At 74.9% G+C, this 20,055-nt stretch carries 21 protein-coding genes; 8 read left to right on the top strand and 13 right to left on the bottom strand.

What is annotated here, in order from left to right:
- Positions 1-25: 25 nt before the first annotated feature.
- Complete coding sequence (locus ACL02T_RS29230; RefSeq protein WP_412834015.1) at positions 26-412, bottom strand: DUF3499 domain-containing protein; 387 nt, start codon at positions 410-412, stop codon at positions 26-28.
- A 192-nt stretch (positions 413-604) separates the two neighbouring features.
- Here ACL02T_RS29230 and ACL02T_RS29225 point away from each other — a divergent pair, with 192 nt between their 5' ends.
- A complete protein-coding gene (locus ACL02T_RS29225) occupies positions 605-1,084 on the top strand; it encodes a metallopeptidase family protein (protein ID WP_345384538.1) in 480 nt (159 codons plus the stop codon).
- A gap of 252 nt (positions 1,085-1,336) precedes the next feature.
- Here ACL02T_RS29225 and ACL02T_RS29220 read toward each other — a convergent pair whose 3' ends face one another.
- Entirely contained in the window at positions 1,337-1,678 is a 342-nt protein-coding gene (locus ACL02T_RS29220; protein WP_412834028.1) for a WhiB family transcriptional regulator, read from the bottom strand.
- A gap of 163 nt (positions 1,679-1,841) precedes the next feature.
- On the opposite strand from ACL02T_RS29220, the gene ACL02T_RS29215 reads away from it, so the two are divergent.
- Positions 1,842-2,612, top strand: coding sequence for a site-2 protease family protein (locus tag ACL02T_RS29215; RefSeq protein ID WP_412834014.1), 771 nt, complete (start codon positions 1,842-1,844; stop codon positions 2,610-2,612).
- Between the two features lie 92 nt (positions 2,613-2,704).
- Here ACL02T_RS29215 and ACL02T_RS29210 read toward each other — a convergent pair whose 3' ends face one another.
- From ACL02T_RS29210 to ACL02T_RS29180, 7 genes are all read right to left on the bottom strand, one after another.
- Positions 2,705-3,238 carry an NUDIX hydrolase gene (locus tag ACL02T_RS29210; RefSeq protein WP_412834013.1) on the bottom strand — a complete coding sequence of 178 codons (534 nt, stop codon included), beginning with the start codon at positions 3,236-3,238 and terminating at the stop codon, positions 2,705-2,707.
- Positions 3,239-3,281: 43 nt separating this feature from the next.
- A complete protein-coding gene (locus ACL02T_RS29205; RefSeq protein ID WP_412834012.1) occupies positions 3,282-4,643 on the bottom strand; it encodes a coenzyme F420-0:L-glutamate ligase in 1,362 nt (453 codons plus the stop codon).
- On the bottom strand, positions 4,640-5,635 hold the full coding sequence (gene cofD, locus ACL02T_RS29200) for a 2-phospho-L-lactate transferase (RefSeq protein WP_412834011.1): 996 nt from the start codon (positions 5,633-5,635) through the stop codon (positions 4,640-4,642). Before cofD ends, ACL02T_RS29205 begins: the two co-directional genes overlap by 4 nt.
- A gap of 30 nt (positions 5,636-5,665) precedes the next feature.
- Entirely contained in the window at positions 5,666-6,583 is a 918-nt protein-coding gene (locus ACL02T_RS29195) for a DNA-3-methyladenine glycosylase family protein (protein ID WP_412834010.1), read from the bottom strand.
- 20 nt (positions 6,584-6,603) lie between these two features.
- A complete protein-coding gene (gene manB / locus ACL02T_RS29190; protein WP_412834027.1) occupies positions 6,604-7,674 on the bottom strand; it encodes a mannose-1-phosphate guanylyltransferase in 1,071 nt (356 codons plus the stop codon).
- A 67-nt stretch (positions 7,675-7,741) separates the two neighbouring features.
- Positions 7,742-8,614, bottom strand: coding sequence for a glycosyltransferase family 2 protein (locus ACL02T_RS29185; RefSeq protein ID WP_412834009.1), 873 nt, complete (start codon positions 8,612-8,614; stop codon positions 7,742-7,744).
- Positions 8,615-8,685: 71 nt separating this feature from the next.
- Positions 8,686-9,576, bottom strand: a complete 891-nt coding sequence (locus tag ACL02T_RS29180; protein WP_412834008.1) for a tetratricopeptide repeat protein — start codon at positions 9,574-9,576, stop codon at positions 8,686-8,688.
- 263 nt (positions 9,577-9,839) lie between these two features.
- On the opposite strand from ACL02T_RS29180, the gene ACL02T_RS29175 reads away from it, so the two are divergent.
- From ACL02T_RS29175 to ilvA, 3 genes are all read left to right on the top strand, one after another.
- The gene (locus ACL02T_RS29175) at positions 9,840-11,930 is read left to right on the top strand and encodes an LCP family protein (protein WP_412834007.1); all 2,091 of its coding nucleotides are present in this window, start codon (positions 9,840-9,842) and stop codon (positions 11,928-11,930) included.
- Positions 11,931-11,952: 22 nt separating this feature from the next.
- On the top strand, positions 11,953-12,669 hold the full coding sequence (locus tag ACL02T_RS29170; RefSeq protein ID WP_412834006.1) for a TIGR03089 family protein: 717 nt from the start codon (positions 11,953-11,955) through the stop codon (positions 12,667-12,669).
- A gap of 153 nt (positions 12,670-12,822) precedes the next feature.
- Positions 12,823-14,082: a threonine ammonia-lyase IlvA gene (gene ilvA / locus ACL02T_RS29165; protein WP_412834005.1), complete on the top strand. Its 1,260-nt coding sequence runs from the start codon at positions 12,823-12,825 to the stop codon at positions 14,080-14,082.
- Positions 14,083-14,231: 149 nt separating this feature from the next.
- Here the strand turns inward: ilvA and ACL02T_RS29160 are convergent, their stop codons facing one another.
- The gene (locus ACL02T_RS29160; RefSeq protein ID WP_412834004.1) at positions 14,232-15,389 is read right to left on the bottom strand and encodes an acyl-CoA dehydrogenase; all 1,158 of its coding nucleotides are present in this window, start codon (positions 15,387-15,389) and stop codon (positions 14,232-14,234) included.
- 84 nt (positions 15,390-15,473) lie between these two features.
- Between ACL02T_RS29160 and ACL02T_RS29155 the strand changes: the two genes are divergently transcribed.
- Both ACL02T_RS29155 and ACL02T_RS29150 read left to right on the top strand, forming a co-directional pair.
- Positions 15,474-16,154, top strand: coding sequence for a TetR family transcriptional regulator (locus ACL02T_RS29155; protein ID WP_412834003.1), 681 nt, complete (start codon positions 15,474-15,476; stop codon positions 16,152-16,154).
- A gap of 65 nt (positions 16,155-16,219) precedes the next feature.
- Complete coding sequence (locus ACL02T_RS29150; RefSeq protein WP_412834002.1) at positions 16,220-16,429, top strand: hypothetical protein; 210 nt, start codon at positions 16,220-16,222, stop codon at positions 16,427-16,429.
- A 317-nt stretch (positions 16,430-16,746) separates the two neighbouring features.
- Here the strand turns inward: ACL02T_RS29150 and purE are convergent, their stop codons facing one another.
- Complete coding sequence (gene purE / locus ACL02T_RS29145) at positions 16,747-17,253, bottom strand: 5-(carboxyamino)imidazole ribonucleotide mutase (RefSeq protein ID WP_412834001.1); 507 nt, start codon at positions 17,251-17,253, stop codon at positions 16,747-16,749.
- The gene (locus ACL02T_RS29140) at positions 17,250-18,482 is read right to left on the bottom strand and encodes a 5-(carboxyamino)imidazole ribonucleotide synthase (RefSeq protein ID WP_412834000.1); all 1,233 of its coding nucleotides are present in this window, start codon (positions 18,480-18,482) and stop codon (positions 17,250-17,252) included. Before ACL02T_RS29140 ends, purE begins: the two co-directional genes overlap by 4 nt.
- A gap of 82 nt (positions 18,483-18,564) precedes the next feature.
- On the opposite strand from ACL02T_RS29140, the gene ACL02T_RS29135 reads away from it, so the two are divergent.
- Positions 18,565-19,098: a GtrA family protein gene (locus ACL02T_RS29135; RefSeq protein ID WP_412833999.1), complete on the top strand. Its 534-nt coding sequence runs from the start codon at positions 18,565-18,567 to the stop codon at positions 19,096-19,098.
- A gap of 8 nt (positions 19,099-19,106) precedes the next feature.
- Here ACL02T_RS29135 and ACL02T_RS29130 read toward each other — a convergent pair whose 3' ends face one another.
- Positions 19,107-20,051 (bottom strand): alpha/beta fold hydrolase, encoded by a 945-nt coding sequence (locus ACL02T_RS29130; RefSeq protein ID WP_412833998.1) that lies wholly within the window; start codon positions 20,049-20,051, stop codon positions 19,107-19,109.
- Positions 20,052-20,055 lie beyond the last annotated feature (4 nt).

Below are 20,055 nucleotides of genomic sequence, written 5' to 3'. Positions count from 1 at the left end.
GCGGTGAGCGCCCGGCGGGGCCGGCTCAGTCCTCGGGCGGCGTGGGCAGCACGCGTAGGTGACCCCGGCGCCCCGTCGTGGCCCCGGGACCCGCGGTGACCGTGGGCGCGGCCTCGAAGGGCCGGTCGGCCCGGCCGGCCTCGCGCACGGCCTCGGCCAGGGCGGTCAGGTCGTCGTCCGTGTGTTGCGGCGGCGCGAACTCGCCCTCGAAGCGGACGACCTCCCAGCCGCGGGGGGCGGTGAGCCGGTGGGCGTGCGCGGTGCACAGGTCGTACGTGTGCGGCTCGGCCTGGGTGGCGAGCGGCCCGACGACCGCGGTCGAGTCCGCGTAGACATAGGTGAGAGTGGCCACCGCGAGCTCGGTGCAGCCGCTCCGCGAACACCTCCGGACACTCAACACGTCCCCGACCATAGCCTCCCGCGCCGACGGTCCCCGGCTGCGACGCGCGGGGGCGTCCCCACCCGCCCGGCGCCGTGAGGCGGAGGCCACGGAGCCGACCATCGGAACCGAGGCGGAGCCCGCGAAGCCGAGCAGGGGCACGGACGGCACCGCCGCACGTCGTACCGGCACGGCCGCGCCCGGGTGGGTCGTACTATTCGACGGGTGACGACCGCGCGCCGCATCCCGCGCCGCTCCCCCCGCCGGCGGGACCGCCGGGGCCGGGGGTTGCGCGGCCTGCTGTACCCGGTGACCACGCCCTCCTTCCGCACCCGGGCCGAGCGGTTCGACGCCCGCGTGCTCGAGGCGCTCGAGCCGATCGAGCTGCGCTGGGGGCCCGAGCTGGTCGACCTGGACCTGGCCGTGGACGAGGTGCCGGAGGTCGAGCGGACCTCGCCCGAGGAGGTCGTGTGGGGCACCGGGGTGCTCGCCGACGCGGGCGTGCCCCTCGCGCAGCTGGTGCCCGCCGGCGTCGACCAGGCCGGGTTGCCCTCGCGGGCCCGGATCGTGCTCTACCGGCGGCCGCTCGAGGCCCGTGCCCGCGGTGGGGCGGACCTGGGCGACCTGCTGCACGAGGTGCTGGTGGAGCAGGTGGCGGAGTACCTCAACATCGAGCCCGACGCGGTCGAGGGCGGGGCGGACTGAGCACGGGGCCGGACCGAGCACGGGCGGACCGAGCACGGGCCGGACCGAGCACGGCCGGACCGAGCACGGGGCCGACCGAGCGAGAGCGGCCGGCCCCGGACGCGGAAGAGCCCGGACCGTCGCCGGCTGCGGGCACGCAGCCGGACACGTGTCCGGGCTCGAACGAGGGTGGGCCACGTCGCCCGCCCTTTCGTGGTCCTCCCCCGGCGCCGCTGCGCGCGCCGGGAGCGGATTTGTCGGGGATCCCCCGTCTCAGCCGACCGCCCGGCGGAGGCGTCGGCGCTCCCGCTCGGAGAGCCCGCCCCAGATGCCGAACCGTTCGTCCTGCGCCAGCGCGTACTCCAGGCACTCCGCCCGGACCTCGCACCCCGCACAGATCCGTTTGGCCTCTCGGGTCGAGCCACCCTTCTCCGGGAAGAACGCCTCGGGATCCGTCTGCGCGCACAGTGCGCGCTCCTGCCAGTCCTGCTCGCCGTCGTCCTGACCGTCGACCAGTGTGTCGATCAGGCGAAGCCCCTCCGAGGGGCCGATCCCGAATTGCTCCGGAGCGATCACCGTCGCTCCGATCGGATTGCCGATCGTGCCCGCCCCCATGACGAACACGGTGTCCGTGAAACCGTCCACTCGCCCACCTCCCCGCGCCCGGCGAATGACACCGCTGTAAGTACAGCGGTGTCGGCCGGGTCACCGCAACCCGGGGCTGCCGACCGGGTGACGGCGTCCACCCCTTCGGCCACCCGTTCGGCAGAATGGTCAAGTGCGCGGAGCCCTGAACCGAATCAGTCCGTGGTTCCTGCTGCTCCTGGCGGTGACGGTCGTCGGCGGGGTGCTCTGCGTCGTCGGGACCGAGTCCGCGCTGCAGGGATCGACCGTCCTGCTCACCACGGGCGTGGTGCTGCTGGTGCTCGGCGGGTGGTGCGTGTCGCTGTGCCTGCACGAGTTCGGCCACGCCTACGCGGCGCACCGCGGCGGTGACCACAGCATCGAGAACCGCGGCTATCTCACCCTCGACATCCGCCGGTACGCGAACGTGGGGCTCTCCTTCGTGCTGCCGGTGGTGTTCCTGCTGCTCGGCGGCATCCCGCTGCCGGGCGGGGCGGTGTGGATCAACCAGGGGGCGCTGCGCACCCGCCGGGTTCGCTCGTTCGTGTCGTTCGCCGGCCCGGCCACCAACCTCGTGCTCGGCATCCTGCTGAGCCTCGTGGTGATCTTCCTCCCGGTCAACGAAGGCCTGGCCGTCGGGCTGTCCTGCCTGGCGCTGATCCAGATCCTCGCGTTCGTGCTGAACATCCTGCCGGTGCCCGGCCTCGACGGGTACGGCGTGCTCGAGCCCTACCTGTCGCCCGAGGCCCAGCGGTTCGGGCACACGGTGCGCCCGTGGGCGCCGCTCGTGCTGTTCCTGCTGATCCTCGGGGTGCCCGGGGTGGCGCGGGTGCTGTTCGGGGTCGGGCAGTTCCTCTTCGCCCTGATCGGCGGCGACGCGCAGTTCGCCGCCGCGGGCTACGGCCTCCTGCTGTTCTGGCGCTGACCCGCCGTGCCGCGCCGGTCGCCCCCGGACCGCGACGGCCGGGCCCGCAGCGGCGAACCGGCCGGGGCCGCGGCCTTGCGGCCGGGTCCGTCTCAGCCGCGGGCGAGCGCGACCATCGCCGGTACGGTGTCCGACCCCGGCGGCAGCCCGTCGTACGGCCACCAGGCGAGATCGACCGACTCGTCGCTGATCGCGGGCACCGCACCGGCGGGGGCCCGCACGAGGTAGCGGACGTCGAGGTGCCGGGTCGGGACACCGAGCGAGCAGGTCACCGGGTGGACGTCGACGTGCAACGGGTGCGCGGCGATCTCCAGCCCCGCGATCCCGGACTCCTCGGTCGCCTCCCGCAGGGCCGCGGCCCGCAGCGAGGCGTCACCCGGCTCGCAGTGCCCGCCGAGCTGGATCCAGCGTCCGACCCGCGGGTGCAGCGTGAGCAGCGTGTGCTCCCCCGCTGCGTCGACCACCAGCGCAGACGCGGTCAGGTGCCCGGCGGCGCACTCGCGCGCGCACGCGTCGCCCGGGCGGGCGAGGCAGAAGGCGATCAGCGCCTGCTGCAGCGCGGCCTGCCCGGCGTCGGGCGGCGACCAGGCGCGGAGCTCCTCCACGGCCACGGCCGGGCTCACCATCCGGGCTCCTCCCCGACGGCCGGGGCCGTCGCCCGGACCCGGCTCACCATTCGAGCAGCCCGGTCGCCGGGTCGGCGGGCGGACGCGGACCGGTGCCCTCGAGCGGCACCCCGAGCGCGACGGCGCCGAGCGGCTGCCAGTCCTCGGCGAGCCCCAGCCCGGCGCGCACCACCTCCGGCGCGAAGAGCGTGGAGCCGACCCAGCACGAGGCCAGGCCCTCGGCGGCCAGCGCCACCAGCAGCGACTGCACGGCGGCGCCGCCGGCGACGGTGAACATGTCCCGCTCGGCCGCGCGGCGGACCTCGTCCGGGTAGTCGTGCACCCCGTCCCCGGTGCGGAAGGGCAGCACCAGCTCCGGCGCCCGGCGCAGCAGGTCGCCGCGGGCGAGGCGGCGCTCGATCTCGTCGGCGGGGCGTCCGTCGGCCTCCAGGTCGGCGCGCCACCGCTCCCGCAGCGCGTCGAGCAGGGTGGTGCGCCGCGCACGGTCGCGCAGCCACACGAACCGGAACGGCGTGCTGTGGTGCGGCGCGGGTGCGGTCAGCGCGACGCCGACGGCCCGGCGCACGGCGTCGGCCGGCACCTGCTCGGGCGCGAACTCGCGGACGCTGCGGCGCAGCAGCACGGCCTCGCGCCGGCCCTGCGCGAGCGCCTCCTCGGTGCCCAGCCAGAACAGGTCCTCGTCGATCGGCCGGACCAGGTCGCGGGCGGTCGACCCGTCCTCGCGCACGCCGAGGCCGCGCACCACCGCCACCGGGGTGCCAGCGAGCTTGCCCTTGACCAGGTCCGCGGCGCCGGCCACCTCGTCGGCCAGGGCGACCTCGGTCACCAGCAACTCGTTGCCCTCCGCGTCGACCGCGCCGCCGTAGCGGTGCAGCACGGTGAGCCCCGCGGACCCGATCGCGACGTCCGTCTGCCCGACCCGCCACGAGCGGCCCATCGTGTCCGTGACCACGACCGCCACGTCGACGCCGAGCCGCTCGCGCAGACCCTCCCGCAGCCGGGCGGCGCTCGCGTCGGGGTCGACGGGCAGCAGGGCCAGCTCGTCCCGCCGGACGTTCGACCCGTCGACGCCGGCCGCGGCCTGCACGATCCCGAGCTTGGAGGCGACGATCAGCGTCCTCCCGCGGCGCGCCAGGATCCGCTCGGTCTCGCCCTCGACGAGCCGGCGGCGCAGCTCGTCGCGCTCCTCGGGATCCGCGGGCGCCGGGACGAGCCGCCCCTCCGCCTTGGAGAAGATCTTGCTGGTGACCACGACGACGTCGCCGGACTCCAACCAGGGGGCGGCCGCGGCGACCGCGGAGGTCACGTCGTCGCCCGGGCGGAACTCCGGCAGGCCGGGGACCGGCAGGATCCGCAGACCTGCCGCGGCGCCGTGGTCGGGGACCGGCGACGGGACCGCACTCACGGGGTGACCCCGGCCAGGTCGAACGCGGCGCGTGCCATCTCCGCGGTGGCCTCCACGTCCGTCATCAGCAGCGGGACCGCGCGGGTCTCGGCGCCCTCGACCTCGGCGGAGTCGCCCGAGTGGACCAGCCAGCCGTCGAGCAGGCCACCCTTCGCCCGCCCGCCGTAGTGCCGGCCGACGGCCTCGGCGGTGGTGTCGACGCCGATCGCGGAGAGGCACGCGTCGGCCATCCCGCGCAGCGGGCGCCCGCCCACGATCGGCGACAGCCCGACGATCCTCGCCTTCGTCCCGACCAGGGCCTGCGGCATCCCCGGGACCTGGATCATGGTGCCGATGCTGACGACCGGGTTCGACGGCGCGACCAGCACCACGTCCGCGTCGGCGATCGCCTGCGCCGCGGCCGGGAGGACCTTCGCCTCGTCCGCGCCCACCGACGCGAACCGGTGGGCCGGGAACCTGGCCTGGTGGCGCACCCACCACTCCTGGAAGTGCACGGCGACCTGCGGCGGCGCGTCCTCCCCCCGGTCCGGGTTGTCGATCACCACGTGCGTCTCGACCCGGTCGTCCGTGGCGGGCAGCAGCCGCACGCCCGGCTGCCACCGGTGGCAGAGCGCCTCGGTGACCTGCGAGAGCGGGTAGCCCGCGCGCAGCATCCGGGTGCGGACCAGGTGCGTGGCGACGTCCCGGTCGCCGAGCCCGAACCAGGTCGGGTCGGCCTCGTAGGCCGCCAGCTCGTCCCGCACCGCCCAGGTCTCCCCGGCCCGGCCCCAGCCGCGCTCGGCGTCGATCCCGCCACCCAGGGTGTACATGCAGGTGTCGAGGTCGGGACAGATCCGCAGGCCGTGCATCCACACGTCGTCGCCCACGTTGACCACGGCGGTGACCTCGTGCGGGCCCTCGCCGGGCCCCACCGCGGGCAGCCCGAGGGCGGCCTTCACCCCGAGCAGGAACCGGGCGCCGCCGACGCCTCCGACCAGGACCGTGACCTTCACGGCGCCAGGCTACGTCGGACCCCCGACGATCTACATCCCGCGGTAGTCGCGGGGACCGAACCGCGGGCCGAAGCGCGGGCGGCGGAAGCCGGAGAGCTCCACGTACCGCACGGCCCGGTGCCGCTGCGGCGCGTACGGGGCGAGCACCTCGAGCATCCCGCGGTCGTCGAGCGGGCGGCCGACGAGCGCCCAGCCGACCACCGTGGGGATGTGGAAGTCCCCGAAGCTGACGGCGTCCGGGTCGCCCCAGGCGCGCTGCGCCACCTCGGCGGCGGTCCAGACGCCGATCCCGGGGATGCGGCGCAACAGGATCCGGCCCTCCTCGCCGCCCAGCTCCACCGCCCTCTCCAACCGGTGCGCGACCGCGGCGGCGGCCAGGATCGCGCGCCGCCGCGCCGAGTCCACCCCGGCCTCGTGCCACTCCCAGTCCGGGATCGAGCGGATCTGCGCGGGCGTCGGCGGGACGCGCATGCCGCGCGGCATCGCGCCGGCCGGACCGGGTGCGGGGTCGGAGAAGCGCCAGCAGAGCTCCCGCCAGGAGCGCCGGGCCTCGATGCCGGTGACCTTCTGCTCGAGGATCGCCGGAACCAGCTGGTCCCACACCCGTCGGGTGGAGCCGAGCCGGATGCCGGGCTGCCGGCGGGCCGCGTCGGCGATCAGCGGGTGGCGGGCGACGAAGGACCCGGGCTCGTCGTGCGCACCGAGCAGCGCGGGCAGGCCGTCGAGCTCCCACCGGGCGCCCGGTCCCCAGCCGGCGGCGACGACCGTGCCGTCGCTGCGCCGGGACATCCGGACCGACGCCGGTCCGTCGGGAGTGGTGGAGACCCGCCAGATCGCGGAGCCCTCGCCGACCGAGCGCCAGGACGGGTCCCCCCGCCCGCGGCGCAGCGGGGCGAGCACCCCGGCGAGGTCGAGCCGGTAGTCCGGCCGCCACTCGCGCTCGATCACGCGGACACGGTAGCCGCGCGTCAGACGTCGGCCGAGAACCGGACCCCGTGCGGCGGCAGCTGCACGTCGGGCCACACCCGGACGCCGCCCTTGAGCTCGCAGTGCGCGCCGACGACCGCGCGGTCGCCGATCACCGCGTCGCGCACGTGCGCACCCGCCTCGACCCGGGCGCCGGCCCCGACCACGGAGCTCTCCACGACCGCGTGCGGCTCGATCACCGCGCCGTCGAAGACCATGCAGCCCTCGACCTTCGCGCCCGCACCGATCACCGCGTCCCGCCCGACCGTGGTGCCGCCGAAGACGAAGGCGTCCGCCGCCACGGTGGCCCCGGGCAGCACGATCGACTCGCCGGCGGGGCCGGGCAACGCCGCCGAAGGCGCCACGCCGCGGACCAGGTCGGCGGAGCCGTGCACCAGGTCGGCGGGAGTGCCCATGTCGCGCCAGTAGGCGTTGTCGACGTGCCCGCTCACCCGCGCGCCCGCCTCGAGCAGGCCGGGGAAGGTCTCGCGCTCCACCGACACCACCCGGCCCCGCGGGATGTCCTCGATCACCGAGCGGCGGAAGACGTAGCAGCCGGCGTTGATCTGGTCCGTCGGCGGGTCCTCGGTCTTCTCCAGGAACGCCAGCACGCGCCCGGCGCCGTCGGTGGGCACACACCCGTAGGCGCGCGGATCCTGGACGCGGACCAGGTGCAGGGTGACGTCGGCGTCGGTCCGCCGGTGGGTGTCGACGACGGCGGTGAGGTCGGTGCCGCACAACACGTCGCCGTTGAAGACCATGACGGTCTCCGTCGTCAGGTGCTCGGCGACGTTCGCGATCCCGCCGCCGGTGCCCAGCGGCTGGTCCTCCACGACGTAGGTGAGCTCGAGGTCGAGCGACTCCCCGTTGCCGAAGTGCTCCTCGAACGTCTCCGCGAGATAGGAGGTGCCGAGCACCACGCGCCGTACGCCGGCGGCGCGGATCCGGGAGAGCAGGTGTGCCAGGAACGGCACGCCCGCCGTGGGGAGCATCGGCTTCGGGGCCGACAGGGTGAGGGGGCGCAGACGCGTGCCCTTGCCCCCCACGAGCACGACGGCCTCGACGTCGTCCAGCACGAACGGTCCTCTCGTCAGCCGGCCGGTCCCCCCGGGCCGGACTCCGGTCTCCTCGGTGTGACGCCTACGTGCGCCCGCGCGTTGCGCGCGCCCGGACCGCCAGCCCCGCCCGCACGGCGGCACGGACCGGGGCGTACCGGACGCCCGGGTGCCGGTCCGCCAGGTAGCGGTGGGCGCTGCGGTGGTGCTCGGCCAGCATCCGCGCGGACACCTCCGGCCGCGAGGTGGACACCCCGCCCGTGTGCACCACCTCGGCGGTCGGGACATAGACGTTGAGCCAGCCGGCCCGGCCGAGCCGGTCGCCGAGGTCGACGTCCTCGAAGTACATGAAGTAGCGCGGGTCGAACCCGTCCACCGAGTCGAAGGCCGTGCGCCGCACCAGGAGGCACGAGCCGGAGAGCCACCCCGCGGTGCGCTCGCCGATCGCCGTGGCGGCCTGGCGGTACGTCCGGGTCCACGGGTTACCGGGCCAGACCCGCCCCAGGACCGCGTGCCCGGCACCGTGGCCGAGCGAGGGCAGCAACCGCGCCGACGGGTAGACCGCCCCGTCCGGCTCGCGGATCAGCGGGCCGAGCGCGCCGGCACGGGGCCAGCGGGCGGCGGCCTCCAGGAGCGTGTCGATCGCGCCGTCGCCCCAGACCAGGTCCGGGTTGGCGACGACGACCCAGCCCACCTCGGGCCCCAGCCCCGCGACGGCCCGGTTGGCGGCCGTGCCGTAGCCGACGTTCTCCCCGATCCGCAGCAGCTCCACGCCGTCGCGCTCGGCCGCCCGCTCGGGGGCACCGTCGACGGACCCGTTGTCCGCCAGCACCACCCGGGTCGGCCGCGCGGTCGCGGCCTTGAGCGAGTCGAGGAACGCGTCGAGCGTGTCGCCCGGTGAGTACGTGACGGTCACGACCGCGAGATCGTCCCCGTACGTGCGGACCGCCGGCTCCATGGCGGCTCACCCTAACGGCCCTGCACGCGCCACCGGTGCCGGGACCGCCGCGCTGCGCGCCCGTGCGCGGGTCAGTCGTCGGCGGGATCCTCGCCGTCGAGTTCGGCGAGGGCCTCGGCGGCGGCGCGGTCGCCCCACGTCACCGCCATCTCGAGGTACCAGCGCGCCGCCTCGGGACGGCCGGTGTCCAGCAGGAATCGGCCGATGGTCCAGGCCCAGCCCGGTTCGTTGTGCCGCTCGGCCTCGCGGTACTCGCGCTCGGCCCCGTCGAGGTCGTCCCGGGCGACGAGGAACGCCGCGTGGGCGGTGTGGGCACGGACGGCGCCGAGCTCCCCGGCGCGGCGGTAGAGGGCCTCGGCCTCGTCGTCCCGGCCCTGCGCCGCCCGGACGTCCGCCAGCGCGACGAGGGTGTCCGGTCGCCGCTCGTCGACGTACCGCTCGGCGGCCTCGGTCGCGGCGGCGAGGTCCTCCGCCTCGAGGTGCAGCGCGACGAGGTTGTCGGGGGCCTGCCGGTCACCCGCCTCGGCGGCGTCGGTGAGGACCCGGACGGCCTCGGCGAAGCGGCCGCCGTCGCGCAGCAGCAGGGCGAGGTCGTTGGCTGCCGGGAGCTCGCGCTGGGCCACCGCGAGACGCAGCACCTGCTCGGCGCGCGAGTGGTCCCCCAGCTCCGCGAACGCGACGCCCAGCCGGCCGGCGAACTCCAGGCGCCCCTGCTCCAGCAGCGGTGCGAGGAACTCGATGGCCGCCGTCCAGCTGCCGCTGTCCAGGTAGGCGCGGACCAGCAGGTCGGCCGAGCCCGGCTCGCGAGCGGCGACGGCGCGGCGCAGCGGCTCGACCGCCTCCCGGGCCCGGTGCTGGTCCAGCAGTGCCCGGCCCTCGGCCGTGAGCGGGCCCTCCGGCGGCGGTACGGGGATGCGGTGGACGGCGTCGGCCCGGGCGGCCTCGCCGGGCTGTGCGGTCATTGCGGGCCCCTCGCGACGTGGAGGTGTGAATGGTCTCACTCCGCCGGTGCTCCGGCAGGACGGAGCGGCCGATCACCGGGATGATCACGCGGCGAACCAGAATGATCACCCTCCGAGGTGGACAATCGCCCAACGGTGATCTCCGTCCGCCGACACGCCGGGCGACGCGCCGCGATCATCTCCGCGGATGCTGCACCCTATGGGGCGGCCGGGTGACGGCCGCGGCATCCGGGCCCGCTGTCCGGAACGAACGAGGAGGTGGAGTGGACCCGACGTCCGGTGGCCGCTCCTCCTCGGGCGGGCCGCGGCGCGAGCGCCGGGCCGGTGCCTCCGCGCTGTTCGGCGAGGGCGGCAGCCTGGCCGCCGGCGGCCCCGACCGCCCCCCGCGGGCCCGCGCGACCGGCTCGGCGGGGCGGTCGGACGCCTCCGCCGGCGAGAGCCGTGGGTCGGCCGGCCGCGACGGCTCCGCGTCGGGCCGGGCGGGGTCCGCCGGGCGCCCCGGATCCGGTGGCTCCCCGGCCCGTGACAGCGGCTCCGGTGACCGGTCGGCCGCCCGGGAGCGGTCCGGCGCCGCGAGCTCCCGGGAGCGGTCCGGCGCCGCGAGCCGGGAGGGCGGCCGCACCCGCTCGGGCCGCGAGACCCCCGGCTCGGGCACGGCGACCACCCGATCCGGCACGGCGACCACCCGCTCCGGCACGGCGACCACCCGCTCCGGCACGGCCGGTCGCCCCGCGTCGGACCGCACCGAACCGCGCCGACCCGTCCGCCGGACCGTCGTCGAGCCGCCGGGCCGGACCGCCCGGGACGTCGCGCGGGGCGCCGCCCCGACCCGTCCGCCCACCCGGAGGTCTCCGCGCACCCCGCCGCCGGCGCGCCCGCGACCGCCCACCGGGCCACCGCCCGCTCGCCCCGCCGGCCTGCTCGTCCGCCGCGCCCGGATCACGGTGTGCGTGCTGTCCGCACTGGTCGTGGCGGTCACCGGCACGGCGTGGGGCCTCTACCGCGACCTCACCGCGGGCCTGACCACGACCAACGTCATCACCGGCGGCTCCTCCGGCGGCGGCCAGAACATCCTGCTCGTCGGGGTGGACAGCCGCACGGACGCGCAGGGCAACCCGCTGCCCGACGACGTCCTCCGGACGCTGCGCAGCGGCGCCGAGTCCGGCGTCCTCAACTCCGACACGATCATCGTGCTGCACATCCCGGCCGACGGCGGCAGCGCGACCGCCTTCTCGATCCCGCGGGACAGCTACGTCGACATCCCCGGCTACCGCAAGGACAAGATCAACGCCGCCTACCCGGCCACGAAGGCGCTCGCCGCCGAGGAACTCGTGCGGTCCGGCGTCCCGCAGACGGAGGCCGACCAGCAGTCGTCGGCCACCGGCCGCACGACCCTGATCGAGACGGTCCAGAACCTCACCGGCCTGACGATCGACCACTACGCCGAGATCAACCTGCTCGGCTTCTACAACCTGACCCAGGCTATCGGCGGCGTCGACGTCTGCCTCACCGCGCCGGTGGACGACGAGTTCTCCGGCGCCCGCTTCCCGGCCGGGCCGCAGACGATCTCGGGGGCGGACGCGCTGGCCTTCGTCCGGCAGCGGCACGGCCTGCCGGAGGGCGACCTGTCCCGGATCCGCCGGCAGCAGGTGTTCCTCGCCGCCGTCGCCGACAAGATCCTCTCCACCGGCACCCTCACCCACGGCGGCACGCTCTCCGCGCTCCTGGACGTCGCCGAGAAGTCGCTGGTCATCGACTCGGGCTGGGACCTGCTCGGGTTCGCCCGGCAGGCCTCGGACATCGCGGCCGGCGCCATCGACTTCGTCACGGTCCCCACCCTGGGCGGGGCCAGCAACGAACGGGGCGACGTCGTGCTGGTCGATCCCGCACAGGTCCAGGAGTTCATCGAGCAACGGACCGCGCCGAAGGACGAGGAACCCGAGCCGACCGGGGCGCCGGCCGCGCCCACGGTGGACCCGGCGTCCGTCACCGTCGACGTCGGCAACGGGTCCGGCGGCACCGGCCTCGCCGCCCAGGTGGCCGACCGGCTCGGCGGGGCGGGCTACCAGCGCGGTGCGGTGGAGAACGCGCCGAGCCGCACGACCTCCGTCGTCCGCTACGCCGGGGCCGACGGCGACGAGGCCGCGCAGGCCGTGGCCGCACAGCTGGGCGGGATCGGCGTCGAGCAGACCGACGGCGTGCGGTCCGGACACGTCCAGGTGCTGCTCGGGACCGACTTCGCGCAGTCCGCCGCGGCCACCGCACCCGTCGCGACGGGGACCGGGGGCTCCGCGACCCCGGGCCCCACGCCGACGTCCGAGGTCAACGCGGGCGGCGTACCGTGCATCGACTAGTTCCCACGCGGAGAGGACGTCCGTGTCGCTGACCGCCACCCTGCTCGACCCGATCCTCGCCACCGCCCCCGCGCGACCGCTGATCACCTTCTACGACGACGCCACGGGCGAGCGCATCGAGCTCTCCGCGGTCACCACCGCGAACTGGGTCGCCAAGGCGGCCAACCTGCTGCGCGACGAGTGCGACCTCGAGCCGTCCGGCACGGTCGCGGTGCTGCTTCCGGCCCACTGGCAGACGGCGTCGGTGCTGCTCGCGGTGTGGTCGTGCGGGGCCGAGGTGGTCGGCGAGCCCGCCGGCGCCGACCTCGTGCTGTGCGACGCGGGCCGGCTCGACCTCGCACTCGCCGCCGGCCCCGCCGACGGGGTGGTCGCCCTGTCCCTCGACGCCTTCGGCCGCGGGATCGAGGGCCTGCCCGCCGGGGTGCTCGACTTCGCGAGCGAGGTACGGCTGCACGGCGACGAGTTCGTGCCGTGGGAGCCGGTGCCCGCCGACGCCCCGGCCCTCGACGGCATCCCGGCCGCGGACGTCGCCGCCCGTGCGGCGTCGCGCGCGGCCGACCTCGGCCTCTCGGCGGCGGACCGGGTGCTCGCCACCGGGGACTGGTCGACGCGTGAGGACCTGGTCGACGGCCTGCTCGCCGTCCTCTCGGCCGGCGCGTCCCTGGTCCAGGTCGCGAACGCCGATGGCGGCCGGCTGGAGCGCAAGTACGAGACGGAGAACTGCACCACCCGCCTCTGACATCGGTCCGCCCGGGGAGCGCGGCCACCATGATCGTCGTTCCGGACCCTCCGCGGCCATAGCCGGCCGCCGACGGTCCCGGACGTCGATCATCGCCCTCCGCGGCCCCGGGCTCGGGGGAAGCGGCGCCGGTGGGCTGGCTACGGTGGGGTGATGACCACCGCCCCCGCGCAGAGCGTGACCGCCTCCGACGTCGACGGTGCGGCGGGGCGGCTGCGCGCGGTGATCGGGCCGAGCCCGCTGCAGATCTCGGCGCGGCTGTCCGACGCCGTCGGCGGTGAGGTGTGGCTCAAGCGCGAGGACCTGCAGCCGGTCCGCTCGTACAAGATCCGGGGGGCCTACAACCTCATCGCGCAGCTGGCGCCGGAGGAGCGCGCGCGCGGCGTGGTGTGCGCGAGCGCCGGGAACCACGCCCAGGGCGTCGCCTTCGCCTGCGCGCGGCTGCACGTCGCCGCCCGGGTCTACCTGCCCCGCACCACTCCCCGACAGAAGCGGGACCGGGTCGCCCGGCTGGGCGGGAAGGTCGTGGAGGTCGTGGTCGTGGGCAACACCTACGACGACGCCGCCGCGGCGGCCGCGGCCGACGCGGCCCAGACGGGCGCCACCCTCGTCCCGGCCTTCGACGACCCGCGCACCGTTGCCGGGCAGGGCACGGTCGCCCGCGAGGTGCTGAGCCAGCTGGCGGACCCGCCGGACCAGATCATCGTGCCGGTCGGCGGCGGCGGACTGCTCGCCGGCACCGTGGCCTACCTGCGCGAACGCCACCCGGAGGTCCGGATCATCGGGGTCGAGCCCGCCGGGGCGGCCAGCATGGCGGCGGCCCTCGCGAAGGGCGAGCCGACCACCCTCGCCGAGGTCGAGCCGTTCGTCGACGGCGCCGCGGTGCGCCGGGTCGGCGACACCACCTTCCCGATCGTGCAGGACGCGTCGATCGCGGTCGAGGCCGTCGACGAGGGCCGGATCTGCGTCGAGATGCTCGCGCTCTACCAGACCGACGGGATCATCGCCGAGCCCGCGGGCGCGCTCGCGCCCGCCGCGCTGGGGCAGCTGGACATCCCGCGCGACTCGACGACGGTGTGCCTGCTCTCCGGCGGCAACAACGACGTCAGCCGCTACGCCGACATCGTCGAACGCGCCCTCGTGTGGGAGGGCCGCAAGCACTACTTCCTCGTGGAGTTCCCGCAGGAGCCGGGGGCGCTCCGGCGCTTCCTCGACGACATCCTCGGGCCCGACGACGACATCACGCTCTTCGAGTACGTCAAGCGCAGCAACCGCGAGACCGGCCCCGCACTCGTCGGGATCGAACTCGGCGACCCCGCCGATCTCGAGCCGCTGCTCGCCCGGATGGAGACGGCTCCCCCACGGATCGAGCGGATCCCGCCCGACTCCCCCCTCTTCCGCTTCATCCTCTGACGCGATACGGAACCTGACGCACTCAGAACGTCGAATCCCACGCACTATGGAACCATAACGCGCTCAGAATGTCGGATCCTGAGCATCAGGGTTCCATAATGCGCTGACGAACGTCAATTGTGCGCATCATGGTTCCATGACGCGAACGCTCAGCGGAGGAGGGAGCGTGCCATCACCATGCGCTGCACCTGGTTGGTGCCCTCGTAGATCTGAGTGATCTTGGCGTCGCGCATCATCCGCTCGACGGGGAAGTCCCTGGTGAAGCCGGCGCCGCCGAGGAGCTGCACGGCGTCGACGGTCACCTGCATCGCGGTGTCGGAGGCGAGGCACTTCGCCGCCGAGGAGATGAAGCCGAGGTTCTTCTCGCCGCGCTCGGCGCGGGAGGTCGCGACGTAGACGAGCTGTCGCGCGGCCTCCACCTTCATCGCCATGTCGGCGACCATGAACTGGATGCCCTGGAAGTCCGCGATCGCCTTGCCGAACTGCTTGCGCTCCTTGATGTAGGCGATCGCCTGGTCGAGCGCCCCCTGCGCGATGCCGACGGCCTGTGCGCCGATCGTGGGGCGGGTGTGGTCGAGCGTGGCGAGGGCGGTCTTGAAGCCGGTGCCCTCCGCGCCGATCAGCCGGTCGCCCGGGATGCGGCAGTCGGTGAAGTAGATCTCCCGGGTGGGCGAGCCGGCGATGCCGAGCTTGCGCTCCTTCGGGCCCACCTCGAAGCCCGGGTCGTCGGAGTGGACGACGAAGGCGGAGATGCCGTTGGCCTTCTTCTCCGGGTCGGTCACAGCCATGACCGTGTACCAGGTCGACTCGCCCGCGTTGGTGATCCAGCACTTGGTGCCGTTGAGGACCCAGTCGTCCCCGTCGCGGCGGGCGCGGGTCTTCATCGAGGCCGCGTCGGACCCCGCCTCGCGCTCCGACAGCGCGTAGCTGATCATCGCCTCGCCCGACGCGATCGACGGCAGGACCTGCTGCTTCAGCTCCTCGGAGGCCGAGAGCAGGATCGGGACAGAACCCAGGCCGTTGACCGCCGGGATGAGCGACGACGAGGCGCAGACCCGCGCGACCTCCTCGATCACGATGCAGGCGGCCAGCTCGTCGGCCCCCTGCCCGCCGTACTCCTCCGGGATGTGCACGGCCTGAAAACCGGCCTTGACCAGCGCGTCCCTGGCCTCGTGAGGGAAGCGCGCCTGCTCGTCCACCTCCGCGGCGTGCGGCGCGATCTCCTTCTCGGCGAGTGCGCGCACGGCGTCGCGGAGCGCCTCGTGCTCCTCGCTCAGCCGGTAGGCGTCGAAGTCGGCGTTCAGCATCGTTCTCCCACGTCGGTGTGTCCGGTGACCCCACTCTAACGGCACTCCGTGCCACTCGACAACGCCGCTGCTACCCTCCGTGCCATGTCGAACATCACCCCGCGCCGCGGCCGCTCGGCCGAGGGACGCGCGGAGGTGCGCCGTGAGCTGGTCACGGCGGCGGTGGACCTGTTCACCGAGCGGGGCTACGACGACACGACGGTCGACGACATCGCGGCGGCCGCCGGCGTCGGCCGGCGGACCTTCTTCCGGTACTTCCGGGGCAAGGAGGACGCGGTGTCCCCCGACCACGAGCGCGGACTGGCGCGGATCGCCGAGGTCTTCGCCACGGCGCACCCCACCGAGCCACTGCTGTCGGTCGTCCTGCGCGCCGGGGAGACGGTGTTCGACCTCTACCTGTCCGATCCCGAGACCGCCCGGAAGCGGTTCACGCTGGTCCACGAGGTGCCTGCGCTGCGCGACCGCGAGGCGGCGATGGTGCACCGCTATCGGCGGCTCTTCACCAAGGAGCTCGCCGCCCGGCTCGCCGAGGTCGAGGACGGGGACCTGCGGGCGGCGGTGACCGGGGCCGCGGTCGTGGCGGCGCACAACCAGGCGTTGCGCCGCTGGCTGGCCGGCGGCGGCACGGCCGCCGGCGCCGAGGCCTGCCGGGCGCACTTCCGCAAGGTCGCCGGCATGCTGCCGCTGGAGCAGGCGCCGGACCTGGAGGAGGTGGCGCGGCGGCTGGAGCGCGCGGCCCGCTCGCTGGAGCGCCGCACGAGCTGAGCCCGACCGGGTTGGGGAGCCGGACGGCCGAGGCCCCGCCCGGGCGGGTACGCCACGATCGCCCGGTGAGCGAGATGAGCCCCGACGAGTACCTCGACGGCCGGTACCTGGCCGAGACCTACGCCGACCGGCTGCCGGGGGCGTCGATCGGGAAGTCCTGCGTGCGGTTCACCTCGCTCGGGAAGGTCGACGAGCAGGTGCTCCGCGAGCTCGTCGCCGACGCCGCCGCGCACGGCCCGCAGGACGCCGCGGGCCCCGACCGGACCCGGACATGAGTGATCCCCGGGCCGCACCCCGCCGGAGGCGGGACGCGCACGCCGAGCTGGACTGGGCTCGGGCCCGGGGACCACTGGTGACCGCCTGGGATTCGCCGGCACCTACCGGCTTCCACTGGCCGTCAGGAAGACGTCCTGAATGGTGCTAGCGGACAGCCACCTCACGAGTCCTGTAGCTCATCAACGCCGGACCACCTCCCTTCTCGTGTACCGCCACAGTACGACCGGCCGGCTGCCGCGCGCCACGGGATTCGAGGTGTGATCAGGATCTCGTCAGGTCGATCGCCCTGTCCAGGCGCGCTCCCCGAGCGCGGTGCTCATGCGCGCTCGCCGAGCGCGGTGGTGCGCAGCGCCGCGTCCTTCTCCAGCACCATCTCCTCGAGCGAGGCCTGGAAGCCCTCCATCCGCTCCCGCAGCGCGGGATCGGCGGCGGCGAGGATGCGCACGGCGAGCAGGCCGGCGTTACGCGCGTTGCCCACGGCGACGGTCGCGACCGGCACGCCGGCCGGCATCTGCACGATGGACAGCAGCGAGTCCAGCCCGTCCAGCACCTTGAGCGGCACCGGCACGCCGATCACCGGGAGCGGCGTCGCGGCGGCCACCATGCCGGGCAGGTGGGCGGCACCGCCGGCCCCGGCGACGATCACCTGGATGCCGCGGCCGGCCGCCTCCCGGGCGTAGTCGAGCATCCGCTGCGGGGTGCGGTGCGCGGAGTACACGCCGACCTCGTACCCCACGCCGAACTCGGCGAGGGCGGCGCCGGCGGCCTCCATCACCGGCCAGTCCGAGTCGCTGCCCATGATCACACCGACGCGTGCGCTCACACCCGTGCTCCCGTCCCGGTCGGGACCTCCGCGGACGTCCCCTCGTGCACCGACCAGCCGTCGTCCCACTGCGCGGTGGCGAGCCAGTGCGCCGCGAGCACGGCCTTGCGCCGGGCTTCCGCGAGGTCGGCGCCGAGCACGTTCACGTGCCCGACCTTGCGCAGCGGTCGCTCGCCCTTGCCGTAGAGGTGCACCTTGACGTCGGGGAACCGCGCGAAGAGGTGGTGCACGCGCTCGTCGACGCTCATCCCCGGCGTCGCGTCGGCTCCCAGCACGTTGGCCATGACGACGACCGGCGCGGTCATCGTGGTCGTGCCGAGCGGGTAGTCGAGCACCGCGCGCAGGTGCTGCTCGAACTGGGAGGTCCGGGCGCCCTCGATCGTCCAGTGCCCGGAGTTGTGCGGGCGCATCGCCAGCTCGTTGATCACGAGCCCCGTGCCCGTCTCGAACAGCTCGACGGCGAGCAGTCCGGTCACGTCGAGCTCCTGCGCGATCCGCAGGGCGAGCGACTGGGCCTCGATCGCGCACTCCTCGGACAGGCCGGGCGCGGGGGCCAGGACCTCGACGCACTGGCCCGCCTCCTGCACCGTCTCGACGACGGGCCACGCCGCGGCCTGCCCGAACGGCGACCGCGCGACCTGGACGGCCAGCTCGCGGCGCATCGCGACCGCCTGCTCGACCAGCAGCGGGGTGCCCGCGGCCAGCAGCTCGCGCACCAGCGCCGGGTCGGCCTCGCGGAGGAACCAGACGCCGCGGCCGTCGTAGCCGCCGCGGGCGGCCTTGAGGACGACCGGCCAACCGTGCTCGGCGGCGAACGCGTCGACCTGCTCCGGGGCGGTGATCTCGGCGAAGGCGGGCACCGGCAGCCCCATCGCGGACAGCCGGCGGCGCATCACGAGCTTGTCCTGGGCGTGCAGCAGAGCGTCGGGATGCGGGCGCACCGACACCCCCTTCGCGACGAGCGCGCGCAGGTGCTCCTGCGGCACGCCCTCGTGGTCGAAGGTCACGGCGTCGCAGCCGACGGCGAGCGCCTCGAGGGCGCCCAGATCGTCCGCGCCGCCGGGGACGACGTCCGGGGCGACCATCGGCGCGGGCTCGTCCGGCTTGACCGCCAGGACCCGCAGCGACTGGCCCAGCCCGATCGCGGCCTGGTGCGTCATCCGGGCCAGCTGGCCCCCGCCGACCATCCCGACCACCGGGAAGTCCCGGCGCGGTGCAGAGGTGCTCACGGTCGGGGAAGCCTACCGACCGACACGCGCGCGAGCCGGGCCGGAGCCCGGTGCCCGGCAACGCTCTGGCACGATCGATCGAGTGTCCCTGGTCGAGACGGCGCTGGCGCGCATCCCCCAGCCGTACCGCGGCATCGCCATCAGGCACCGAGAACTGCTGAAGTTCGCGTTCGTCGGCGGAACGACGTGGATCATCGACACCGCGGTCTTCCTGGTGCTGAAGGGCACCGTGCTGGACACCAAGCCGCTCACCGCGAAGATCATGGCGGTGCTCGTGGCCACGATCGTGTCCTACGTGCTGAACCGCGAGTGGTCCTTCCGGACCCGCGGCGGACGTGAGCGCCACCACGAGGCGGCGCTGTTCTTCCTCGTCAGCGGCGTCGGCGTGGCCGTCTACTCCGCCCCCCTCGCGGCCTCGCGCTACCTCTTCCACCTGCAGGTGCCCGAGGTGTCGCTGCTCACCCAGGAGATCGCGGACTTCGTCAGCGGCCAGATCCTCGGCACGCTCGTGGGCATGGCCTTCCGGTGGTGGGCGTTCCGCCGGTTCGTCTTCCCGGACGAGAACGTGCGCCGCCAGGTGACCGTGCCCGAGCACGTCGACGAGCTGGGGCAGTAGCCGGCCGGTCAGTAGCCGATCCCGCGCAGGAAGCCCAGCAGCGCCGCGTTCACCTCGGCCGGGCGCTCCTGCTGCACCCAGTGCCCCGCGCCCTCGACCAGCACCTGCCCGCGCAGGTCGTCCAGGTACTCGGCCTGCCGGTCCGGTGGCGTCATCCGCAGCACCGGGTCCGCGTCGCCGGCCAGGAAGAAGCTCGGTGCCGCGACGTGCGCCCCCGCGAGCTCGGGCGTGCGTTCCCAGTTGCGGTCGAAGTTGCGGTACCAGTTGATCCCGCCGGTGAAACCGGTCCGGGCGAACTCCGCGGCGTAGTGGTCCAGCTCCTCCTGGCTCAACCACTCCGGCAGCGACTCGGGCTGCGGCAGTCGCTCGACGACGCCACGCCCGTCGTCCGGGCCGATCAGGCTCGTGCCGTCCCCGGCGACCAGTCCGGTCAGCATGCCCCGCATCGTGCGGGCCGGATCCTCCGCCATCTCCGCGTCGGCGCGGCCCGGCTCCTGGAAGTACAGGATGTAGAAGAACCCCCCGGCGAGCTTCTCGCGCCAGATCTCCGTCGGCGGCCGCTCGGCGCGCGGCACGAACGGCACGCTCATCCCGCACACGCCCGCCACCCGCTCCGGGTGCAGCAGCGCCAGGTTCCACACGACCACCGCGCCCCAGTCGTGCCCGACGTACACCGCGCGCTCCTCGCCGAGGTCGTCGAGCAGCGCGACGAGATCGCCGGTGAGGTGGTGGATGTCGTAGTCCTCGACGCGCTCCGGGCGCGACGAGCCGCCGTACCCGCGCTGGTCGGGCGCCACCGCGCGGTAGCCGTCCGCCGCGAGCGCGGGCAGCTGGTGCCGCCAGGAGTACGCCAGCTCGGGGAAGCCGTGCGCGAGGATCACCGGCGGCCCGGAGCCCTCCTCGGTGACCCGCAGCCGCATCCCGCCGCCCACCTCGACCGTCCGCTCCGCCATGGCC

The sequence above is a fragment of the Pseudonocardia oceanicola genome, from assembly GCF_047200735.1.
GTDB lineage: Bacteria > Actinomycetota > Actinomycetes > Mycobacteriales > Pseudonocardiaceae > Pseudonocardia.
Note: the sequence above shows the minus strand (reverse complement) of the source record. Positions and strands in the feature narration are given on the sequence as shown.